Source organism: Sphingopyxis sp. BE259, from assembly GCF_031457495.1.
Classification (GTDB): Bacteria; Pseudomonadota; Alphaproteobacteria; order Sphingomonadales; family Sphingomonadaceae; genus Sphingopyxis.
In genome coordinates, this window is record NZ_JAVDWM010000001.1 from 2561090 (window position 1) to 2577298 (window position 16209).

Genomic DNA, 16209 nt, shown 5'->3' on the forward strand with positions numbered 1-16209 from the left:
ACCCCGCCAGGCCAGTGCAACACCGACAGCGGCCCCCGCCTTCGCGGGGGCGACGGCTGTTTACTCCGCCGCTTCCTCGGCCATCACCTTCTTGTAGATGCTGTTCTTCGGATAGCCGCAGACCCGCATCACCATCGGCTCGAAAAACGTCAGCGGTTCACTGTCGTAGTCGGGGTCGAAGGCCGGCGCGTCATATTTTTCACAGAATTCTGCGCACGCCGCGTAATAGGGACTGTCCCTGAACTGATCGCGCATGTCGCGGTCGAGGCCGATATAGTGGAAGAAATAATGGCCCTGGAAAATCCCGTGGTGCTGGACGATCCACAGATTTTCTTCTGACAGGAACGGCTTCAGGATCGCCGCCGCGACGTCGGGATGGTTGAACGCCCCCAGCGTGTCGCCGATGTCGTGGAGCAGCGCCATCACGACATATTCCTGATCGCGCCCGTCGCGATGCGCCCGGGTTGCGGTTTGCAGGCAATGTTCCAGCCGATCGACCGGAAAGCCGCCATAATCGCCGCCGAGCAGCTTCAGATGATCGAGGATGCGCTTGCCGTTCTGCGGCGCGAACTCTTTCTGCTCGCGCGCGATGATGTCCCAGTCATTCTGCGTCCCCTCGATCATCGATCGGAACGTCGCATGCTCGTGCGTCATGTCGTTCATGGCAACCTCTCCTCTATTTTAGGGGAGCCTATCCTGTTCGTTGTTATTTGCAACCTTGTGGCCATCGCCGGTCATTCGAACTCGGCGTTCACCACCCCATATTTGATCGCTTCGTCCGGCGTCAGGCAGCGCCGGGTTGATTGGTCCGCACCGCTCCCTTTCACCGCTTTCTGCTTGTACATGATGTCGGTGAGCAGTTCGCGCGACAGGAACATGCGGATCATGAAGTCATTGTCTTCGCTGGCCAGCTGCGCCGCGTCCTGCTCGATCTCGCCGATCAGTTCGGTCGTTGCATCGGTCCCCAGCGCCACGCTATAATCGATCGCGCCGCGATCGCCGGTGCGCGTGAACATATGGACCATAAATTGGCCGCCAGGATCGATGGTGCGCGACCGCCCGCCCATGAACATGAAGTTGCAGGCGCTGTAACAGGCCCACCCCGACGGGATACGGGTGATCACGTCCAGCGTATCGCGGATCAGTCGTCCCGCTTCGTTGCCCGCGCGCGCATCGCCGCCCGGCGAGCTGAGCCATATTTCATCGAGATCGGGATGTTTGGCGAGCGCCGCCTTCAGCCGCGGCACGACATCCTTGTCGATCCGCCCCTCGCCCTTGATGATCTTCCACCCCTTTTGTTCGAAATAGGTGAAGGTCATCTGCGGCTTGGTCGACCAGCCGGGATTGAGCGGGCAGGTCGGATTGATCGGATCTTTCGCGGGGGCCGCAGCCAGGGTCAGCACGGCCGCCGCGCCCAGCACAAGGCGCGTCCATCGCGTCACGCCGCCACCACATAGCGCGCCTGCCCCGGCTCCTTGCACATGCGCTTCGTGACCCGCGTTTCTTCACCCTCGACGATGATAAAATCGGTCACGTTCATGCAGCGCCGGCCGCCGCGTTCGTCATTGATCGACGCAACCGTCGATGATCCGCTGACCTCGGGCCGCGTCGCGCTGGTCCAGTTCGATGTCGCGCCGACTGCTTCGCCGCGCGTCACCTCTTCGGTCGCCGCCGCCGCCTGGACCTGCTCGGCGGGATCGAGGCGGCAGGCGATCGCGTCGGTCAAAGTCCCGCTGACCTCTGAAATCGGCACATAGCTATAAACGCCCGCCTTGCTTGCCGCGTCGCCGACCGCATCGTTCAGCACATTGCCCAGGATGTTGCGGCCGATGCTGCTGCCCTTCTTGCCTTTCGGACAGCCGCCATTGCCCTCTTCGCTGGGTTTCGGCGCCGGGGTCGTCACCTTGCGCAGCAGTCCGCCGAACTGCGCCTGCGCGGGCGCCACCGCAAGCATCCACGCCGCCAGCACCGCCGGAGCTCCCCAATATTTACGCATCATCCGCCCTACCCCAATCATCGCCACAATCAGCATCTTGGCGACGCGTCTATCCGGCCTTCATGCCATCCGCTGTGATTTTCATCAACTCTTGGCGAAATCTCATCCAGACAGGTTGAATTAAGCCTGAATATGTCACACTAACCGCGCCATGCTGTCGCAAAAGACCCGCTATACGATCCGTGCCTTCCAGCATCTTGCCGATCATTGGGGCAAGGGGCAGGTGCAACTGGCGGATATTGCCGAGGCGCAGAATATTCCGCCCAAATTCCTGACCGTCATCCTGTCCGAAATGGCGCGCGAAGGCCTGCTCATTTCACAGCGCGGCCGCGATGGGGGCTATCAGCTCGCGCTGCCCCCGATCGACATCAGCTATGGCGATCTGGTGCGCCTGACCCGCGGGTCGCTTGCGCTCGTGCCCTGCGCGGCGCGCAACGCGCACGAACATTGCAAAAATTGCCTGCCCGAATCCGAATGCCGGCTGCGCAGCCTGATGTTGAAAGTGCGCGACGACACCGCATCGATCCTCGACCGCATCACGCTGGCCGACCCGATCGCGCTGGAGCCGCTGTTCGACGAGGTGGTGGGGTAGATCCGCAATGGCTGGTTGCCACCGATAAAGGACGTTCCGCGTTTTTTACTTCGTCATTCCCGCGGAAGCGGGAATGACGAAGTTTAATAATGGCAGCCTCCCAACTCAAAGCGGCCATTGACGTCAAGCAAGCCCCGCACCGCCACCAACAAAAAAGGCCCGCTTTCGCGGACCTTCTTTGAAGAAGTGGTGGAGCCTAGCGGGATCGAACCGCTGACCTCCTGCATGCCATGCAGGCGCTCTCCCAGCTGAGCTAAGGCCCCACATCTTCGCTGGATCGCCCTCACCATGACGGCTGCTGCGATCGGGTTGCCGCCTTTAACAGTGCGGGCGGTCGATGCAAGGGGCCAAATGCATCTTTCGACGCGTTTTGGATCCCGCACCGGAAAAATCAGGTTTCGACGTCGTCGTCGTCCGCCGTCGCAACGCCCAGATCGTCGTCACCGCCCAGGTCAACGTCATTGTCCGGCGAATCATTGTCTTCATCGACATCGACGTCCAGATCCAGATCCTCGTCGACGACGACCTCTTCCTTGACGGTCTTGCCGGGCTTTTCAACCTCGAACGGGGTCGATTGCTTCGATTTCAGGACCGATTCCGGAATCCAGTTGTAACCGCAATTGATGCAGTTGATCGGATCATCCTTGGTCAAATCATAGAATCGGGTGGCGCATTTCGGGCAGCTGCGTTTCGTGCCCCATTCAGCCTTGATCATAAATGCCTCGTAACCTTCTGGAAACAGAATAAAATTTTAGGAGAGCGACGGACGCCTGCGCGGCGTCCATCAAATCGGCGTGCGCCTTGCCAGATTGTAAGGGCGCTGTCAAAAGCCGCTCGCCATGACCGATCACACCGCCATCCCGCGCAGCTTTTCCGCTTCCGTTCCGCTCAAGGGCCGGATCGCGATTCCCGGCGACAAAAGCATCTCGCACCGCGCTTTGATGCTGTCGGCGCTCGCGGTGGGGACAAGCCGCGTGACGGGCCTGCTCGAAGGCCATGACGTGCTCGCCACCGCAGCGGCGATGCGCGCGATGGGCGCCAGCATCGAACGCCGCCCGGACGGCGAATGGGTAATCGACGGCGTCGGCGTCGGCGGGTTGCTCCAGCCACGCGAAGCGCTCGACATGGGCAACAGCGGCACCTCGACCCGGCTGCTGATGGGATTGGTCGCGAGCCACCCGATCACCGCCACTTTCGTCGGTGATGCCAGCCTGTCGGGCCGCCCTATGGGCCGCGTCATTGATCCGCTAAGCGCCATGGGCGCCGACATCAGCGCGTCGCCGGGGGGCCGCTTACCATTGATGGTGCGCGGCCTCGCTCCTGCGATCCCGATGTCCTACCGCCTGCCCGTCGCCTCGGCGCAGGTGAAAAGCGCGGTACTGCTCGCGGGTCTGAACACCGGGGGGGTCACCGAAGTGGTCGAGCCGGTGCCGACGCGCGATCATAGCGAGCGGATGTTGCGCGGTTTCGGCGCCAATCTGAGCATCGAAATCGATCCCACGGGCACGCGCCATATTTGCATCATGGGCGAAGCCGAACTCAAGCCGCAGACGATCGTCGTTCCCGGCGATCCGTCGTCGGCCGCCTTCTTCATCGTCGCTGCGCTGCTCGTGCCCGGCTCCGACATCACCATCACCAATGTCGGGTTGAACCCGACCCGCGCCGGGCTGATCGATGTGCTGCGCCAGATGGGTGGAGACATCGAAGCGATCGACCCGCGCGAGGTCGGCGGCGAGCCCGTCGCCGACCTGCGTGTCCGCCACAGCGCTCTCACCGGCATCGACGTTGATCCCGCGGTCGCGCCGAGCATGATCGACGAATTCCCGATCCTGTTCGTCGCCGCGGCGCTGGCCAAGGGCCGCACCACCACGACCGGCCTCGACGAACTGCGCGTCAAGGAAAGCGACCGGCTGGCGGTGATGGCGACCGGCCTGAAAGCGATCGGCGCGCACGTCACCGAGACCGAGGACGGCCTGATCATCGACGGCACCGGCGGCGATCCGCTGCCCGGCGGCGCGACAATCGCCGGGCACCTCGATCACCGTATCTGCATGAGCTTCGCGATCGCCGGACTTGTCACCGGGTCACCAGTGACGGTTGACGACATCGCCCCGGTAGCGACAAGTTTCCCCAATTTCGAACGCCTGTTGGAGGAACTCCAGACATGATGACATATCGCCCACGGCTGATCATGGCGCTTGGCGCCCTCTCCATCGCCGCGGCGGCGCTCACCGCGCCGTCGGCCATCGCCCAGCAACGCGCGGCCGACCCGTTCGTCCGCGCCGATACCAGCTTTTCGCCGCATCGGCTGAACCGCGCTGTCCGGCCACAGGCGATCGGCAAACCCGTCAATTGCTTCGACGACGAATGCGAATGGATCGACACGGCCGGGGTCGCGCACAGCTTCGGCGGCAAATTGCTGGCGATCAAACTGATGGCGGTGGCCCCCGGCGACCGCCGCGCCTTGTCGGCGCTGGGCATCGGCACCGCGCGCGACCGGTCGGCGGTACTGACCCGGGTCCGGGCGTTCCTGCCCGAAATCAAGGTCACCTGCCTGGACCCCGGCCTAGCGGGCGAAGGCGAAGGCATCGCGTCGTGCGGCGGTTCGTTCAAAAGCGGTGGCTGGATAAAATTGCTGTTCGGCCCCGACAATCGGCTGACCAGCGCCCGCATCGACGCGTTCCAGATCAACTGATGATCATCGCCGTCGACGGGCCGACCGCATCGGGAAAAGGCACCATCGCCCGCGCGCTGGGCGATCATTTCGGCCTGCCGGTCCTCGACACCGGGCTGCTGTATCGCGCCGTCGGCTATCAGACCCAGCTGAACCATGGCGACGCCGACAACGCCGCCGACGCGCTGGCGGCGTGCGATTTTCCGGGCGCGCTGCTCGACGACCCGGCGCTGCGCTACGAAACCACCGGCGGCCTCGCCAGCCGGGTGTCCGTCCACCCGCAAGTCCGCGCTGCGCTGTTCCAGCGCCAGGTCGATTTCGCCAATCAGCCCGGCGGCGCGATCCTCGACGGGCGCGACATCGGCACCGTCATCGCGCCGCATGCCGATGCCAAACTGTTCGTGACCGCCAGCGCCGACGTCCGCGCCCGCCGCCGTCATGCCGAGATGCTGTCGCGCGGCGTCGATGTCACTTATGACGCCGTCCTCGCCGATGTTCACGCCCGCGATGCCCGCGACACCGGGCGCGCCGACGCGCCGCTGCTGCGCGCCGACGATGCGATGTTGCTCGACAACAGCGACATGCCCCGCGACGCCGCAATTGCCGCCGCGATCGCGTTCGTCGAAGGCCGTTTAAACGACCGCGGCTGAGCGGGCTTTCGACCTTGCCTTTGGCGGGTTTGCGGACTATAGGCGCCCGGTCCGACGGGCCTGTCAGCCGGTCGAGGCATGGACAGCCGCCGCCCCGAACTGGAGCGTCGGGCGTGACGGATTGATTCCGCCGCGCCCTTTTTGCTTTGCCCCTGCCCCGTCCGAACCGGTCCGAAGGATGTTCTGCATCGCATCCGGCGCGCGGGACATATCGGCCATTAAGACCAGCGGATCCAACCGCTTGGCCGGAACAAATGAAGTAAGGATATCATATATATGGCCACTACGGCTTTCCCGACGCGCGACGATTTCGCCGCGATGCTCGACGAATCGCTTGGTGGTGCCGACGGCGGCTTTGAAGGCCGCGTCGTCAAGGGCACCGTGACCGCGATTGAAAACGACCTGGCAGTGATCGACATCGGTTTGAAGAGCGAAGGCCGCGTGCCGCTGCGCGAATTCGCCATGCCGGGCCAGAAGGCCGACATCAATGTCGGTGACGAAGTCGAAGTCTATGTCGACCGCGTCGAAAACGCCAATGGCGAAACCATGCTGTCGCGCGACCGCGCTCGCCGCGAAGCTGCCTGGGACCGCCTGGAAGAAGAATTCAACAAGGAAGCCCGCGTCGAAGGCGTCATCTTTGGCCGCGTCAAGGGCGGCTTCACCGTCGATCTCGGCGGCGCCGTGGCGTTCCTGCCCGGTTCGCAGGTCGATATCCGCCCGGTGCGCGATGTCGGCCCGCTGATGGACCTGCCGCAGCCCTTCCAGATTCTCAAGATGGATCGCCGCCGCGGCAACATCGTCGTGTCGCGCCGCGCCATCCTGGAAGAAACGCGCGCCGAACAGCGCTCGGGCCTGATCCTGAACCTCGAAGAGGGCCAGATCATCGAAGGCGCCGTCAAGAACATCACCGATTATGGTGCGTTCGTTGATCTCGGCGGTATCGACGGCCTGCTCCATGTCACCGACATGAGCTACAAGCGCGTCAACCACCCGAGCGAAGTCATCAACATCGGTGACACCGTCCGCGTCCAGATCATCCGCATCAACCGCGACACCCAGCGCATCAGCCTGGGCATGAAGCAGCTTGAGAGCGATCCGTGGGAAGGCGTTGCCGCCAAATATCCGGTCGGCGCGAAGCTGTCGGGTGTCGTTACCAACATCACCGATTACGGCGCGTTCGTCGAACTGGAAGCCGGCATCGAAGGCCTGGTCCACGTCAGCGAAATGTCGTGGGTCAAGAAGAACGTCCACCCCGGCAAGATCGTTTCGACCAGCCAGGAAGTCGACGTCATCGTTCTCGAAGTCGACAGCGACAAGCGCCGCATTTCGCTGGGCCTCAAGCAGGCTCAGTCGAACCCCTGGGGCGCGTTTGCCGATGAACATCCGGTCGGCTCGGTCGTCGAAGGCGAAGTCAAGAACGCAACCGAATTCGGTCTGTTCGTCGGCCTGCCCGGCGACGTCGATGGCATGGTCCATATGTCGGACATCGCCTGGGGCATCTCGGGCGAAGAAGCGCTGCACCTCCACCGCAAGGGCGAGGCCGTGCAGGTCGTCGTGCTCGACGTCGATGTCGAAAAGGAACGCATCAGCCTCGGCATCAAGCAGCTTGAAAAGGGTGCGCCCGCGGTTGGCGGCGGCACCGCCGCTGCCGGTTCGGTCAAGAAGAACGACGTGATCACCGTCACCGTCCTCGAAGTTCGCGACAACGGGCTGGAAGTCCAGGCCGGCGACGATGGCGCCACCGGCTTCATCAAGCGCGCCGACCTTGGCCGCGACCGCGACGAACAGCGCGCCGAGCGCTATCAGGTCGGTCAGAAGTTCGATGCAATGGTCATCGGCTTCGATCGCTCGAAAAAGCCGAACTTCTCGGTCAAGGCGATGCAGATCGCCGAAGAGAAGCAGGCTGTGGCGCAGTACGGCTCGTCGGACTCGGGTGCCTCGCTCGGCGACATCCTTGGCGAAGCACTGAAGGCCGGCAAGAAAGATTAATTTCAAACTTGCATAGCGAAACGAACGAAAAGGCCCGCAGAGCGTCCCTCTGCGGGCCTTTTTCTTTCAGTGATATATTTTGACCAAACAGTGATTCATGATAGTCTTCGCGCGCGTTGGGAGGGGTCTCACGCACAGAATGGACCGGCAACGACCGGACGCCTGCTTCGGCGGGAGAGCGTGATTTATAATAGGGGAAGCCAATGATCCGGTCAGAACTGGTTCAGAAGATCGCGAGCGAAAACAGCGATTTGCGTGTCGACGAGGTCGAGCGCATCGTGGATACTTTTTTTGATTCCATCGTCGAGCAGCTGGCCGCCGGGGGCCGCGTCGAGCTGCGCGGGTTCGGGGCGTTCTCGACCCGTTCGCGCGAATCGCGCACCGGCCGCAACCCGCGCACCGGCGCGTCGGTCGACGTGAAGGCGAAAAATGTCCCCTATTTCAAACCCGGCAAAGAAATGCGCGAGCGCCTGAACGACTAAATCAGTGCGCCGAGCGATCATCGAGCCGGGTGCAGACGTTAAGTTTCGCCCGGTTGCGATGCAAATATCTGTGATGGCAATCATACTGCCTTTAAGGTGTGCGCCCGGCTGCAATGGCTAAACCGCGCACCGATGTCACTTCGCGTCCGATCAGTTCTTGAGCCGGTATCCAGTCCGAAACATCCAGAAAATCACCCCCAGGCACAGCGCGAAAAACAGCGCGACCGCGCCCATGCTCACCCCGATGCCGACGTCGCCCTGCCCAAAGAAGGTCCAGCGAAAACCGCTGATCAGATAGACGACGGGATTGAACAAGGTCACCGTCCGCCACGCCGCGGGCAGCATGTCGAGCGAGTAGAAGGCGCCGCCCAAAAAGGTGAGCGGATAGATGACGAGCATCGGGATCACCTGCAACTGCTCGAAACTCTGCGCCCAGATGCCGATGATGAAGCCGAACAGGCAAAATGTCACCGCCATCAACAGCATGAAGCCGACCATCAAAAGGGGATGCGCCACCTGGACATCGACGAACAGATGTGCGGTGGCAAAGATGATCGCGCCGATAATCACCGACTTGGTCGCCGCCGCACCGACATAGGCGATCACCGTTTCCAGCGGTGACAGCGGCGCCGACAGCATCTCGTAAATCGTTCCGGTCCATTTGGGCATATAGATGCCGAACGACGCGTTGCTGATGCTTTCGGTGAACATCGTCAGCATCATCAGCCCGGGGACGATGAAGGCGCCGTAAGGCACGCTGCCAACCTCGCTCATGCGGCTGCCGATCGCCGATCCGAACACGACAAAATACAGCGCAGTAGTGATGACCGGCAGCGCCAGACTGGTCCACACGGTGCGCCCGAAGCGGGCCAGTTCAAAAGCATAGATTGCGCGCACGCCGCGCCAGTTCGCGGTCATGCGGCCTCTCCCTTGGTTTCATGGACCAACCCGACGAAAATATCCTCGAGCGAACTTTGTTTTGTGTGCAGATCCTTGAACGCGATCCCGATGTCGCTCATCCGCCGCAAAAGCGACGGCACCCCAGTCGCTTCGGCCTGGCTGTCGAATTCATAAACCAGCTCGTGGCCATCGCCCGCCAGTTCAAGCGTCCAGTCGGCCAGCTCGGCGGGGATAGCACCCAGCGGTTCGGCCAGGTTGAGCGTGAGCGTCTTGCGCCCCAGTTTCTTGATCAGCGCGTGCTTTTCCTCGACCAGGATCAGGCGCCCACCGGTGATCACCCCGACCCGGTCGGCCATTTCCTCGGCCTCTTCGATATAATGGGTTGTGAGGATGATCGTCACGCCGCGCTCGCGCAGCCCGTGGACCATCTGCCACATATCGCGGCGCAGCTCGACATCGACCCCCGCGGTCGGTTCGTCGAGAAACAGGATTTCGGGCTCGTGGCTCAGCGCCTTGGCGATCATCACCCGGCGCTTCATCCCGCCCGACAGCTCCATGATTTTCGACCCGCGCTTGTCCCAGAGTGACAGGTCGCGCAGCAATTGTTCGATGAACAGGGGATCGCGCGGCTTGCCGAACAGCCCTCGCGAAAAACTGACCGTCGCCAGCACCGTTTCGAACGCATCGGTGTGCAATTCCTGCGGCACCAGCCCGATCATCGTCCGCGCCGCCCGATAGTCGCGCGCATGATCACGGCCAGCAACAGTCACCGTCCCCGCCGTCGCGGTCACAATGCCGCAGACGATGCTGATCAGCGTCGTCTTGCCCGCGCCATTCGGCCCGAGCAGCGCGAAAATTTCGCCTTTGTTGATGGTAAGGTCGACATCGCGAAGCGCGACGTGGCCGCTTTTATAGGTTTTCCCGAGGCCGGAAATTTCAAGCACTGCTGTCATGCCCCGCCGTCTAGCCGACCCACCCGGCGGCGGGAAGCGGCAAACATCGCTTGACCTGCCCTAGCCCATCGGCTTGATCGGCACCGCCTGTGCGGACGTGGCGAAATCGGTAGACGCAGCAGACTTAAAATCTGCCATCCTCTGGATATGCGGGTTCAAGTCCCGCCGTCCGCACCAGCACCATCCTTTGCACCGCCCCGCGGCCCGATGCCACTTTCGGTTTTGTGTGGCGCGGCTATGATGGCGCCGATGACAGCGAAAATCGACCAAGGGCAGAACAGGATGCGGATCGCCGCGACGGCGGGCCTGCTCCTGCTCAGCCTTGGCAGCTGCGGGCTGTTCGGCGAGCGCGGTCCGGTCAGGATCGCCGCGATGGGGCCGCTCAATCCCGCCGCCAGCCCGCTGACCGGCGAATTGTCCGCCGCCAATATCGCGCTGCTCGATGCGACGTCGCAGGGGCTGGTCAGCTATGATGGCGAGGGTCAGATCGACACTGGCCTCGCCGATCGCTGGACGGTGACCACCGACGGGCGCAGCTATATTTTCCGCCTGCGCGAGGCAAAATGGACCAATGGCCGCAAAGTGACGGCGCAGGATGTCGCCGCAATCCTGCGCGCCTATCTGGCGCCCGCCAGCCGCCACGTCCTCAAAAGCGATTTCCCCGAGATCGAGACGATCCGCGCGATGACCGATACTGTTATCGAAATCCGCCTGTCGGTGCCGCAGCCCGCGATCCTCGAACTGCTCGCGCAGCCGTCGATGGCGATCGTCAACCGCGGCATGGGCTGGGGACCGATGCGGTCGCGCAAGATCGGGCGGGCCATATTGTTGTCGCCCGCCCCCGACCCGCTTGCCGAGGATGCGGCCGCCGCCGAAGCCGCCGCGAACGATCCCGCCGCGTCGATCGAGCTGGTCGGCACCTCGCCCGCCGGCGCGCTGGCGCGGTTCAAGAACGGCTATGCCGACGGGGTGATCGGTGGCCGCTTTTCCACCCTGCCCTATTTCGCGGCGTCGAACATCGGCCGCTCGCGACTGGTCGTCGACCCCGCCCCCGGCCTGTTCGGCCTGTCGTTTGTCCGTGCCGAGGGGTTTCTGGCCACCGACGCCAATCGCGATGCGCTGATGCGCGCGATCCGGCGCGAGCGGCTGGTCGAGGCGTTCGGTCTGGAGGAATGGCAGCCGCAATTGACGCTGCGCCCCGCGGTCCACACCCGCGACGGCGGCCCCGCGCCGCTGCGCCCGGCCTGGGCCGATTATGACGATGCGTCGCGGCAGGCGCAGGCGAAGCGGATCGTCGATGCGTGGCGCGCCGCCGGGCGCGACATCGAACCGCTGCGGATCGCGGTTCCCGATTCGCCCGGCGGCCGCATCCTCTTTGCCTATGTCGCCGCCGATTTCGCCGCGATCGGCGTCCCCAGCCGCCGCGTCGCGATGGCCTCCACCGCCGACCTGCGCCTGATCGACGAGGTCGCCCCCAATGATGACGCGCTGTGGGCGCTGCGCCGCCTGTCGTGCCGCCGCGACACACTGTGCAATCGCGAGGCGCAGGACCTGATCGAACAGGCAATGCGCAACATCGACATCGGCCAGCGTGCCGCGCAGATCAGCGACGCCGAAGTCGTGCTGGCCCGCTACACCCCGTTCATCCCGCTCGCCACGCCGCTGCGCTGGTCGGTCGCGGCGCAGCGGCTGACCGGGCTGCGCCCCAACCCCCGCGCCCAGCACCCATTGAATCACATGATCGCCGCTCCCAATTAAAGCGATGGCGCCGATCGTGGCGCATTACGAAAGCACCTCCATGGCCCCCACGCCGCCCAATCCCGACGCCATTTTCGACGCGCTGATCCAGAACCGCAACGACCCGGCGGCACTCCGCAAGCGGGTCGAGACGCTGGAAATCCTGCTCGAACGCAGTTTTGTCATTCCCGGCATCAACCGGCCGGTCGGGCTCGACGCCATCGTCGGGCTGGTCCCCGTGGTTGGCGACCTCATCGCCGCGACGATGGGCGCCTATCTGATCTGGGAAGCGCGCAACCTTGGTATGCCGAAATGGAAACTGTGGCGGATGGCGGGCAATTTGGGCGTCGACACCGCGCTCGGTGCGATCCCGCTGGTCGGCGACGCGTTCGACCTGTTCTTCCGCTCGAACACCCGCAATCTCAAGATCATCAAGCGCCACCTCGACAAGCATCACCCCGGCACGATCATCATCGATCAATAATTTCATCGTCATTGCGAGGAGCCGAAGGCGACTCGGCCATCCAGGGCGCGCGTAAACCGCTCTGGATTGCTTCCCCCGGCTTTCGCCGGGGTCGCAATGACGAAGCGTGGAGTAGAGCCCTTCCCCTTCGGTGTCTGACGATGCTAGCACAGCGTCATCACACCGCACGGGAGACCGCATAATGATCCGCGCCAGCCTTGCCGCGCTTGCCCTCAGCTGTTCGTTCGCCGCGGTTGCCGCCGCGCAGGAGGCCGACCCCTATCTGTGGCTGGAAGATATTGAGGGCAAAAAGGCGCTCGATTGGGTCGCGCAGCAAAATGCCGCGACTGACAAACTGATCACCGCCCGCCCCGGATTCGAGGCCGACCGCGAGCGCGCTCGCGAAATCCTCGACGACGATCGCCAGATCGCGATGCCCGGCGCGGTGATGGGCGAGACGATCACCAATTTCTGGCGCGACGCGTCCAACCCGCGCGGACTGTGGCGGCAAAGCCCGCTCGATGCGTATCTGGCGGGCAAGCCGGTGTGGACGACGCTGATCGACGTCGATGCGCTGGGCAAGGCAGAAAAGCAGAGCTGGGTGTGGCACGGCGCCGACTGCCTTGCCCCCGCCTACACCCGCTGCCTCGTCTCGCTCAGCCCCGGCGGCACCGATGCCGACATCGTGCGCGAATGGGACCGCACCACCAGACGCTTCGTCGACGGCGGCTTCACGCTGCCGCAGGCCAAGAGCAGCGTGACGTGGGAAGATGCCGACACGCTACTGGTCGCGACCGATTATGGCGCGGGCAGCATGACCGCGTCGGGCTATCCGCGCATTGTCAAACGCTGGAAACGCGGCACACCCCTGACCGCCGCCGAAACCGTGGCCGAGGGCGAGAGCGAAGACGTCGGCATGAACGTCTTCGCCTTCACCGACGGCGACAAACGCTGGCCGATGATCAGCCGCGGCAAGACATTCTACACCGCCGACATCAAGCTGCGCGGTAGCGGCGCGTCGCGCTATATCTCGACCATCGTCCCCGATACCGCGAGCGTCCGCGACGTCATCGACGGGCAGCTGATCGTCTTCCTCAACCAGCCATGGGCCGACATTCCCGCGGGCTCGCTCGTGTCGCTGTCGCTCGCCGACATGGCGGCCGACCGTCAGGTGCCGATCGTCACCGCGATGATCCCGACCAAGGCGCAGGCGATCGAGGAGGTGTCGGCGACCGACACGATCCTGTGGGTCAAGGCGCTCGACGATGTCGAGGGCAAGCTGTTCGCGCTGCGCCGCGACGCCGCGACCGGCAAATGGCGCCAGCAGGAGGTGCCGCTCGCCGCCAACGCCACCGTCGGCATCGCCGGGACGATCGGCAAGTGCGACGTCGTGCTGGCGACGGCCGAGACTATGCTGATGCCGCCGACCCTCTACGCCGTCGCCGATGCCAAGCCGCCGCAGCCGGTGCAGACCCTGCCCGCGACCTTCGATGCCAAGGATATGACGGTCGAAAAACGTTTCGCGACGTCGAAGGATGGCACCAAAATCCCCTATTTCATTGCGCGCAAGAAGGGCGCGACCGGCCCCGTCCCGGCACTCGTCCACGCCTATGGCGGGTTCCGCGCCGCGCAGACCCCCGGCTACCTCACCGGCCAGCCTTATCGCGCCGGTCCGCTGGGGCTGTTCTGGGTCGAGGACGGCAACGCCTATGTCCTCGCCAACATCCGCGGCGGCGGCGAATATGGCCCCGCTTGGCACCAGGCGGCGCTGCGCGAAAAACGCCAGAACAGCTTCGACGACCTTCATGCGGTCGCCGAGGATCTGGTCGCCACCGGGGTCAGCACCAAAGGCAAGATCGCGATCTCGGGCCGCTCGAACGGCGGCGTCCTGGTCGGCGCTGCGATGACGCAGCGCCCCGACCTCTATGGCGCGGTAATCTCGGGCTCGCCGATCAAGGACATGCGGCGCTATGACAAGATGCTGGCCGGGGCATCATGGGTCGCCGAATATGGCGACCCCGACGTGCCAGAGGACTGGGCCTTCCTGTCGAAATATTCGCCCTATCAGGCGCTGCGCAAGGGCATCACCTACCCGCCGATCTTCCTTTACTTGTCGACCAAGGACGACCGCGTTCACCCCGGCCACGCCCGCAAATATGCGGCGCGGCTCAAGGAACTGGGCAACGGCGTCTATTATCACGAATATATGGAGGGCGGCCATTCGGTCGGCGCCGACCATGCCGAGGATGCGGTGCGCGCCGCGATGCTCCACGCCTTCCTGCTGCGCGAACTGGTAGAGAAGAAATAGCGCCCGTGGGAGCGGGTTTGCATGCCGCTGAGGGCGGTGGTGGACAGGGCTGGATTCGAACCAGCGTACGGAAACCCGGGCAGATTTACAGTCTGCTGCCTTTAACCACTCGGCCACCTGTCCATGGGGTCCGCTTTGGGAAGCGGTCCAATGGCGAAACGAGGCTTGCCTGTCAATGGCAGTCATGGGAAAGGCGCGCGCTATGAGACAAATTTCCCGCCATCGTCGCCCCGCCGGCCAAGCGCCGCGCGGACAGGCCATCCGCTTCTGGGGTCGCCACGCGGTTTTTGCCGCGCTCGCCAACCCCGAACGCACCGTCAAGCGCATCTGGGGCACCCGCGAAGCCCTGGGCCAGCTCGACCTGCCGCCGGTCGTTCCCATCTCTTATGCCGAGGTCACCGACCTGGCGCGACTCGTCGCCCGCGATGCGCCGCATCAGGGCCTGGTGATCGAGGTCGATCCGCTGGAGGGCGTCTATCTGGGCGACCTGTTGCAGGAAGAGGTCGACGCGGGCAGCAAGCGCCCGCTGGTCGTCCTCGACCAAGTGACCGACCCGCACAATATCGGCGCGGTGCTGCGCTCGGCCGCCGCGTTCGACGCGGCCGCGATCATCACTCAGGACCGCCATAGCCCCCCCGAAAGCGGCGTGATCGCGCGCTCGGCATCGGGCGCGCTCGAAATCGTGCCTTGGGTCCGCGTCGTCAACCTATCACGCGCGCTCGAGGAAATTGCTGAGGCGCAATATTGGCGCATCGGGTTGATGGGCGACACCGAAACGACGCTCGGATCGACGCTCGACGGCAGCAAGGTGGCGCTGGTGCTGGGGTCCGAAGGCGACGGGATGCGCCACAATGTCATGGAACATTGCGACGTGCTGGCGAAACTGCCGATCTCGCCGCGCATGGAAAGCCTGAATATTTCCAATGCTGCCGCGGTCGCGCTTTATGCGGTGGCGACGGCGGGGAAATAGTCGTCATCCCAGCGAAAGCTGGGATCGCAGGCGTCTTGCCCCGAAGCGAGCGGCCCCAGCTTTCGCTGGGGCGACGATTCCGCCTTAATCCTCAGCGGCGATCCGCACCTTCAACCCATCCAGCGCCTCGCTGAACGGCAACTGGCACGACAGGCGCGAACCCGCATCGCGATCGGTGGTCGAATCGAGCAGGTCGTTCTCGTCCTCGCTCATCGCGGGCAGCTGATCCGCCACGCCAGCCTCGACATGAACATGGCACGTCGCGCACGAACAGCACCCACCGCACAGCGCCAGCAGTTCGTCGAACCCGGCGTCGCGGATATTTTCCATCACCGTCAGGCTGGTGTCGCCCTCGATCTCATGTTCGGTTCCGTCACGCGTCACGACAATCAGCTTGGCCATGCTAGTCCCCATATCTTCGTTGTTGGTGGCGCTATGTCGCGCGTTGCGCGCCAAATCAAGCACTGCTAGTGATAGGTTGTGGAACAAAAGGGG

Annotated in this window: 17 protein-coding genes and 3 tRNA genes; 11 read left to right on the forward strand and 9 right to left on the reverse strand. The window is 63.9% G+C overall.

From position 1 onward, the window contains the following. Positions 1–60 precede the first annotated feature (60 nt). From J2X44_RS12355 to J2X44_RS12365, 3 genes are all read right to left on the reverse strand, one after another. Positions 61–663, reverse strand: a complete 603-nt coding sequence (locus J2X44_RS12355) for an HD domain-containing protein (protein WP_310084439.1) — start codon at positions 661–663, stop codon at positions 61–63. Between the two features lie 71 nt (positions 664–734). Next, on the reverse strand, positions 735–1442 hold the full coding sequence (locus J2X44_RS12360) for a hypothetical protein (RefSeq protein WP_310084442.1): 708 nt from the start codon (positions 1440–1442) through the stop codon (positions 735–737). Then, the gene (locus J2X44_RS12365; protein WP_310084445.1) at positions 1439–1996 is read right to left on the reverse strand and encodes a hypothetical protein; all 558 of its coding nucleotides are present in this window, start codon (positions 1994–1996) and stop codon (positions 1439–1441) included. The genes J2X44_RS12360 and J2X44_RS12365 overlap by 4 nt, the downstream gene beginning before the upstream one ends. A gap of 151 nt (positions 1997–2147) precedes the next feature. On the opposite strand from J2X44_RS12365, the gene J2X44_RS12370 reads away from it, so the two are divergent. Then, a complete protein-coding gene (locus J2X44_RS12370) occupies positions 2148–2588 on the forward strand; it encodes an Rrf2 family transcriptional regulator (protein ID WP_310084447.1) in 441 nt (146 codons plus the stop codon). 187 nt (positions 2589–2775) lie between these two features. On the opposite strand, the gene J2X44_RS12375 is transcribed toward J2X44_RS12370, so the two are convergent. After that, positions 2776–2851: transfer RNA gene (locus tag J2X44_RS12375), tRNA-Ala, on the reverse strand. 128 nt (positions 2852–2979) lie between these two features. Further along, on the reverse strand, positions 2980–3303 hold the full coding sequence (locus J2X44_RS12380; RefSeq protein ID WP_310084450.1) for a TIGR02300 family protein: 324 nt from the start codon (positions 3301–3303) through the stop codon (positions 2980–2982). 124 nt (positions 3304–3427) lie between these two features. Between J2X44_RS12380 and aroA the strand changes: the two genes are divergently transcribed. The 5 genes from aroA (at position 3428) to J2X44_RS12405 (ending at position 8383) form a co-directional block, all read left to right on the forward strand. Continuing rightward, on the forward strand, positions 3428–4756 hold the full coding sequence (aroA, locus tag J2X44_RS12385; RefSeq protein WP_310084451.1) for a 3-phosphoshikimate 1-carboxyvinyltransferase: 1329 nt from the start codon (positions 3428–3430) through the stop codon (positions 4754–4756). Next, the gene (locus tag J2X44_RS12390) at positions 4753–5283 is read left to right on the forward strand and encodes a hypothetical protein (protein WP_310084454.1); all 531 of its coding nucleotides are present in this window, start codon (positions 4753–4755) and stop codon (positions 5281–5283) included. Before aroA ends, J2X44_RS12390 begins: the two co-directional genes overlap by 4 nt. After that, entirely contained in the window at positions 5283–5912 is a 630-nt protein-coding gene (locus J2X44_RS12395) for a (d)CMP kinase (protein WP_310084456.1), read from the forward strand. The genes J2X44_RS12390 and J2X44_RS12395 overlap by 1 nt, the downstream gene beginning before the upstream one ends. A 276-nt stretch (positions 5913–6188) precedes the next feature. Then, a complete protein-coding gene (gene rpsA, locus J2X44_RS12400) occupies positions 6189–7901 on the forward strand; it encodes a 30S ribosomal protein S1 (RefSeq protein WP_310084459.1) in 1713 nt (570 codons plus the stop codon). Positions 7902–8104: 203 nt separating this feature from the next. Further along, positions 8105–8383 carry an integration host factor subunit beta gene (locus J2X44_RS12405; RefSeq protein ID WP_310084461.1) on the forward strand — a complete coding sequence of 93 codons (279 nt, stop codon included), beginning with the start codon at positions 8105–8107 and terminating at the stop codon, positions 8381–8383. Between the two features lie 150 nt (positions 8384–8533). On the opposite strand, the gene J2X44_RS12410 is transcribed toward J2X44_RS12405, so the two are convergent. Together J2X44_RS12410 and J2X44_RS12415 are read right to left on the reverse strand one after the other, a co-directional pair. Then, positions 8534–9301, reverse strand: coding sequence for an ABC transporter permease (locus tag J2X44_RS12410; protein WP_310084463.1), 768 nt, complete (start codon positions 9299–9301; stop codon positions 8534–8536). After that, the gene (locus J2X44_RS12415; RefSeq protein ID WP_310084465.1) at positions 9298–10236 is read right to left on the reverse strand and encodes an ABC transporter ATP-binding protein; all 939 of its coding nucleotides are present in this window, start codon (positions 10234–10236) and stop codon (positions 9298–9300) included. Before J2X44_RS12415 ends, J2X44_RS12410 begins: the two co-directional genes overlap by 4 nt. 91 nt (positions 10237–10327) lie before the next feature. On the opposite strand from J2X44_RS12415, the gene J2X44_RS12420 reads away from it, so the two are divergent. From J2X44_RS12420 to J2X44_RS12435, 4 genes are all read left to right on the forward strand, one after another. Continuing rightward, a tRNA-Leu gene (locus J2X44_RS12420) sits at positions 10328–10413 on the forward strand. A 72-nt stretch (positions 10414–10485) separates the two neighbouring features. Continuing rightward, positions 10486–11994, forward strand: a complete 1509-nt coding sequence (locus J2X44_RS12425; protein WP_310084466.1) for an ABC transporter substrate-binding protein — start codon at positions 10486–10488, stop codon at positions 11992–11994. 40 nt (positions 11995–12034) lie between these two features. Further along, positions 12035–12457, forward strand: coding sequence for a DUF4112 domain-containing protein (locus tag J2X44_RS12430; RefSeq protein ID WP_310084468.1), 423 nt, complete (start codon positions 12035–12037; stop codon positions 12455–12457). A gap of 181 nt (positions 12458–12638) precedes the next feature. After that, complete coding sequence (locus tag J2X44_RS12435) at positions 12639–14744, forward strand: prolyl oligopeptidase family serine peptidase (protein WP_310084471.1); 2106 nt, start codon at positions 12639–12641, stop codon at positions 14742–14744. 37 nt (positions 14745–14781) lie between these two features. Here the strand turns inward: J2X44_RS12435 and J2X44_RS12440 are convergent. Beyond that, positions 14782–14867 (reverse strand) — tRNA-Tyr (locus J2X44_RS12440). 79 nt (positions 14868–14946) lie between these two features. Here J2X44_RS12440 and J2X44_RS12445 point away from each other — a divergent pair. Beyond that, positions 14947–15714: an RNA methyltransferase gene (locus J2X44_RS12445; RefSeq protein WP_310084473.1), complete on the forward strand. Its 768-nt coding sequence runs from the start codon at positions 14947–14949 to the stop codon at positions 15712–15714. Positions 15715–15798: 84 nt separating this feature from the next. Here J2X44_RS12445 and J2X44_RS12450 read toward each other — a convergent pair whose 3' ends face one another. Beyond that, positions 15799–16116, reverse strand: a complete 318-nt coding sequence (locus J2X44_RS12450) for a 2Fe-2S iron-sulfur cluster-binding protein (protein ID WP_310084477.1) — start codon at positions 16114–16116, stop codon at positions 15799–15801. Positions 16117–16209: the final 93 nt, after the last annotated feature.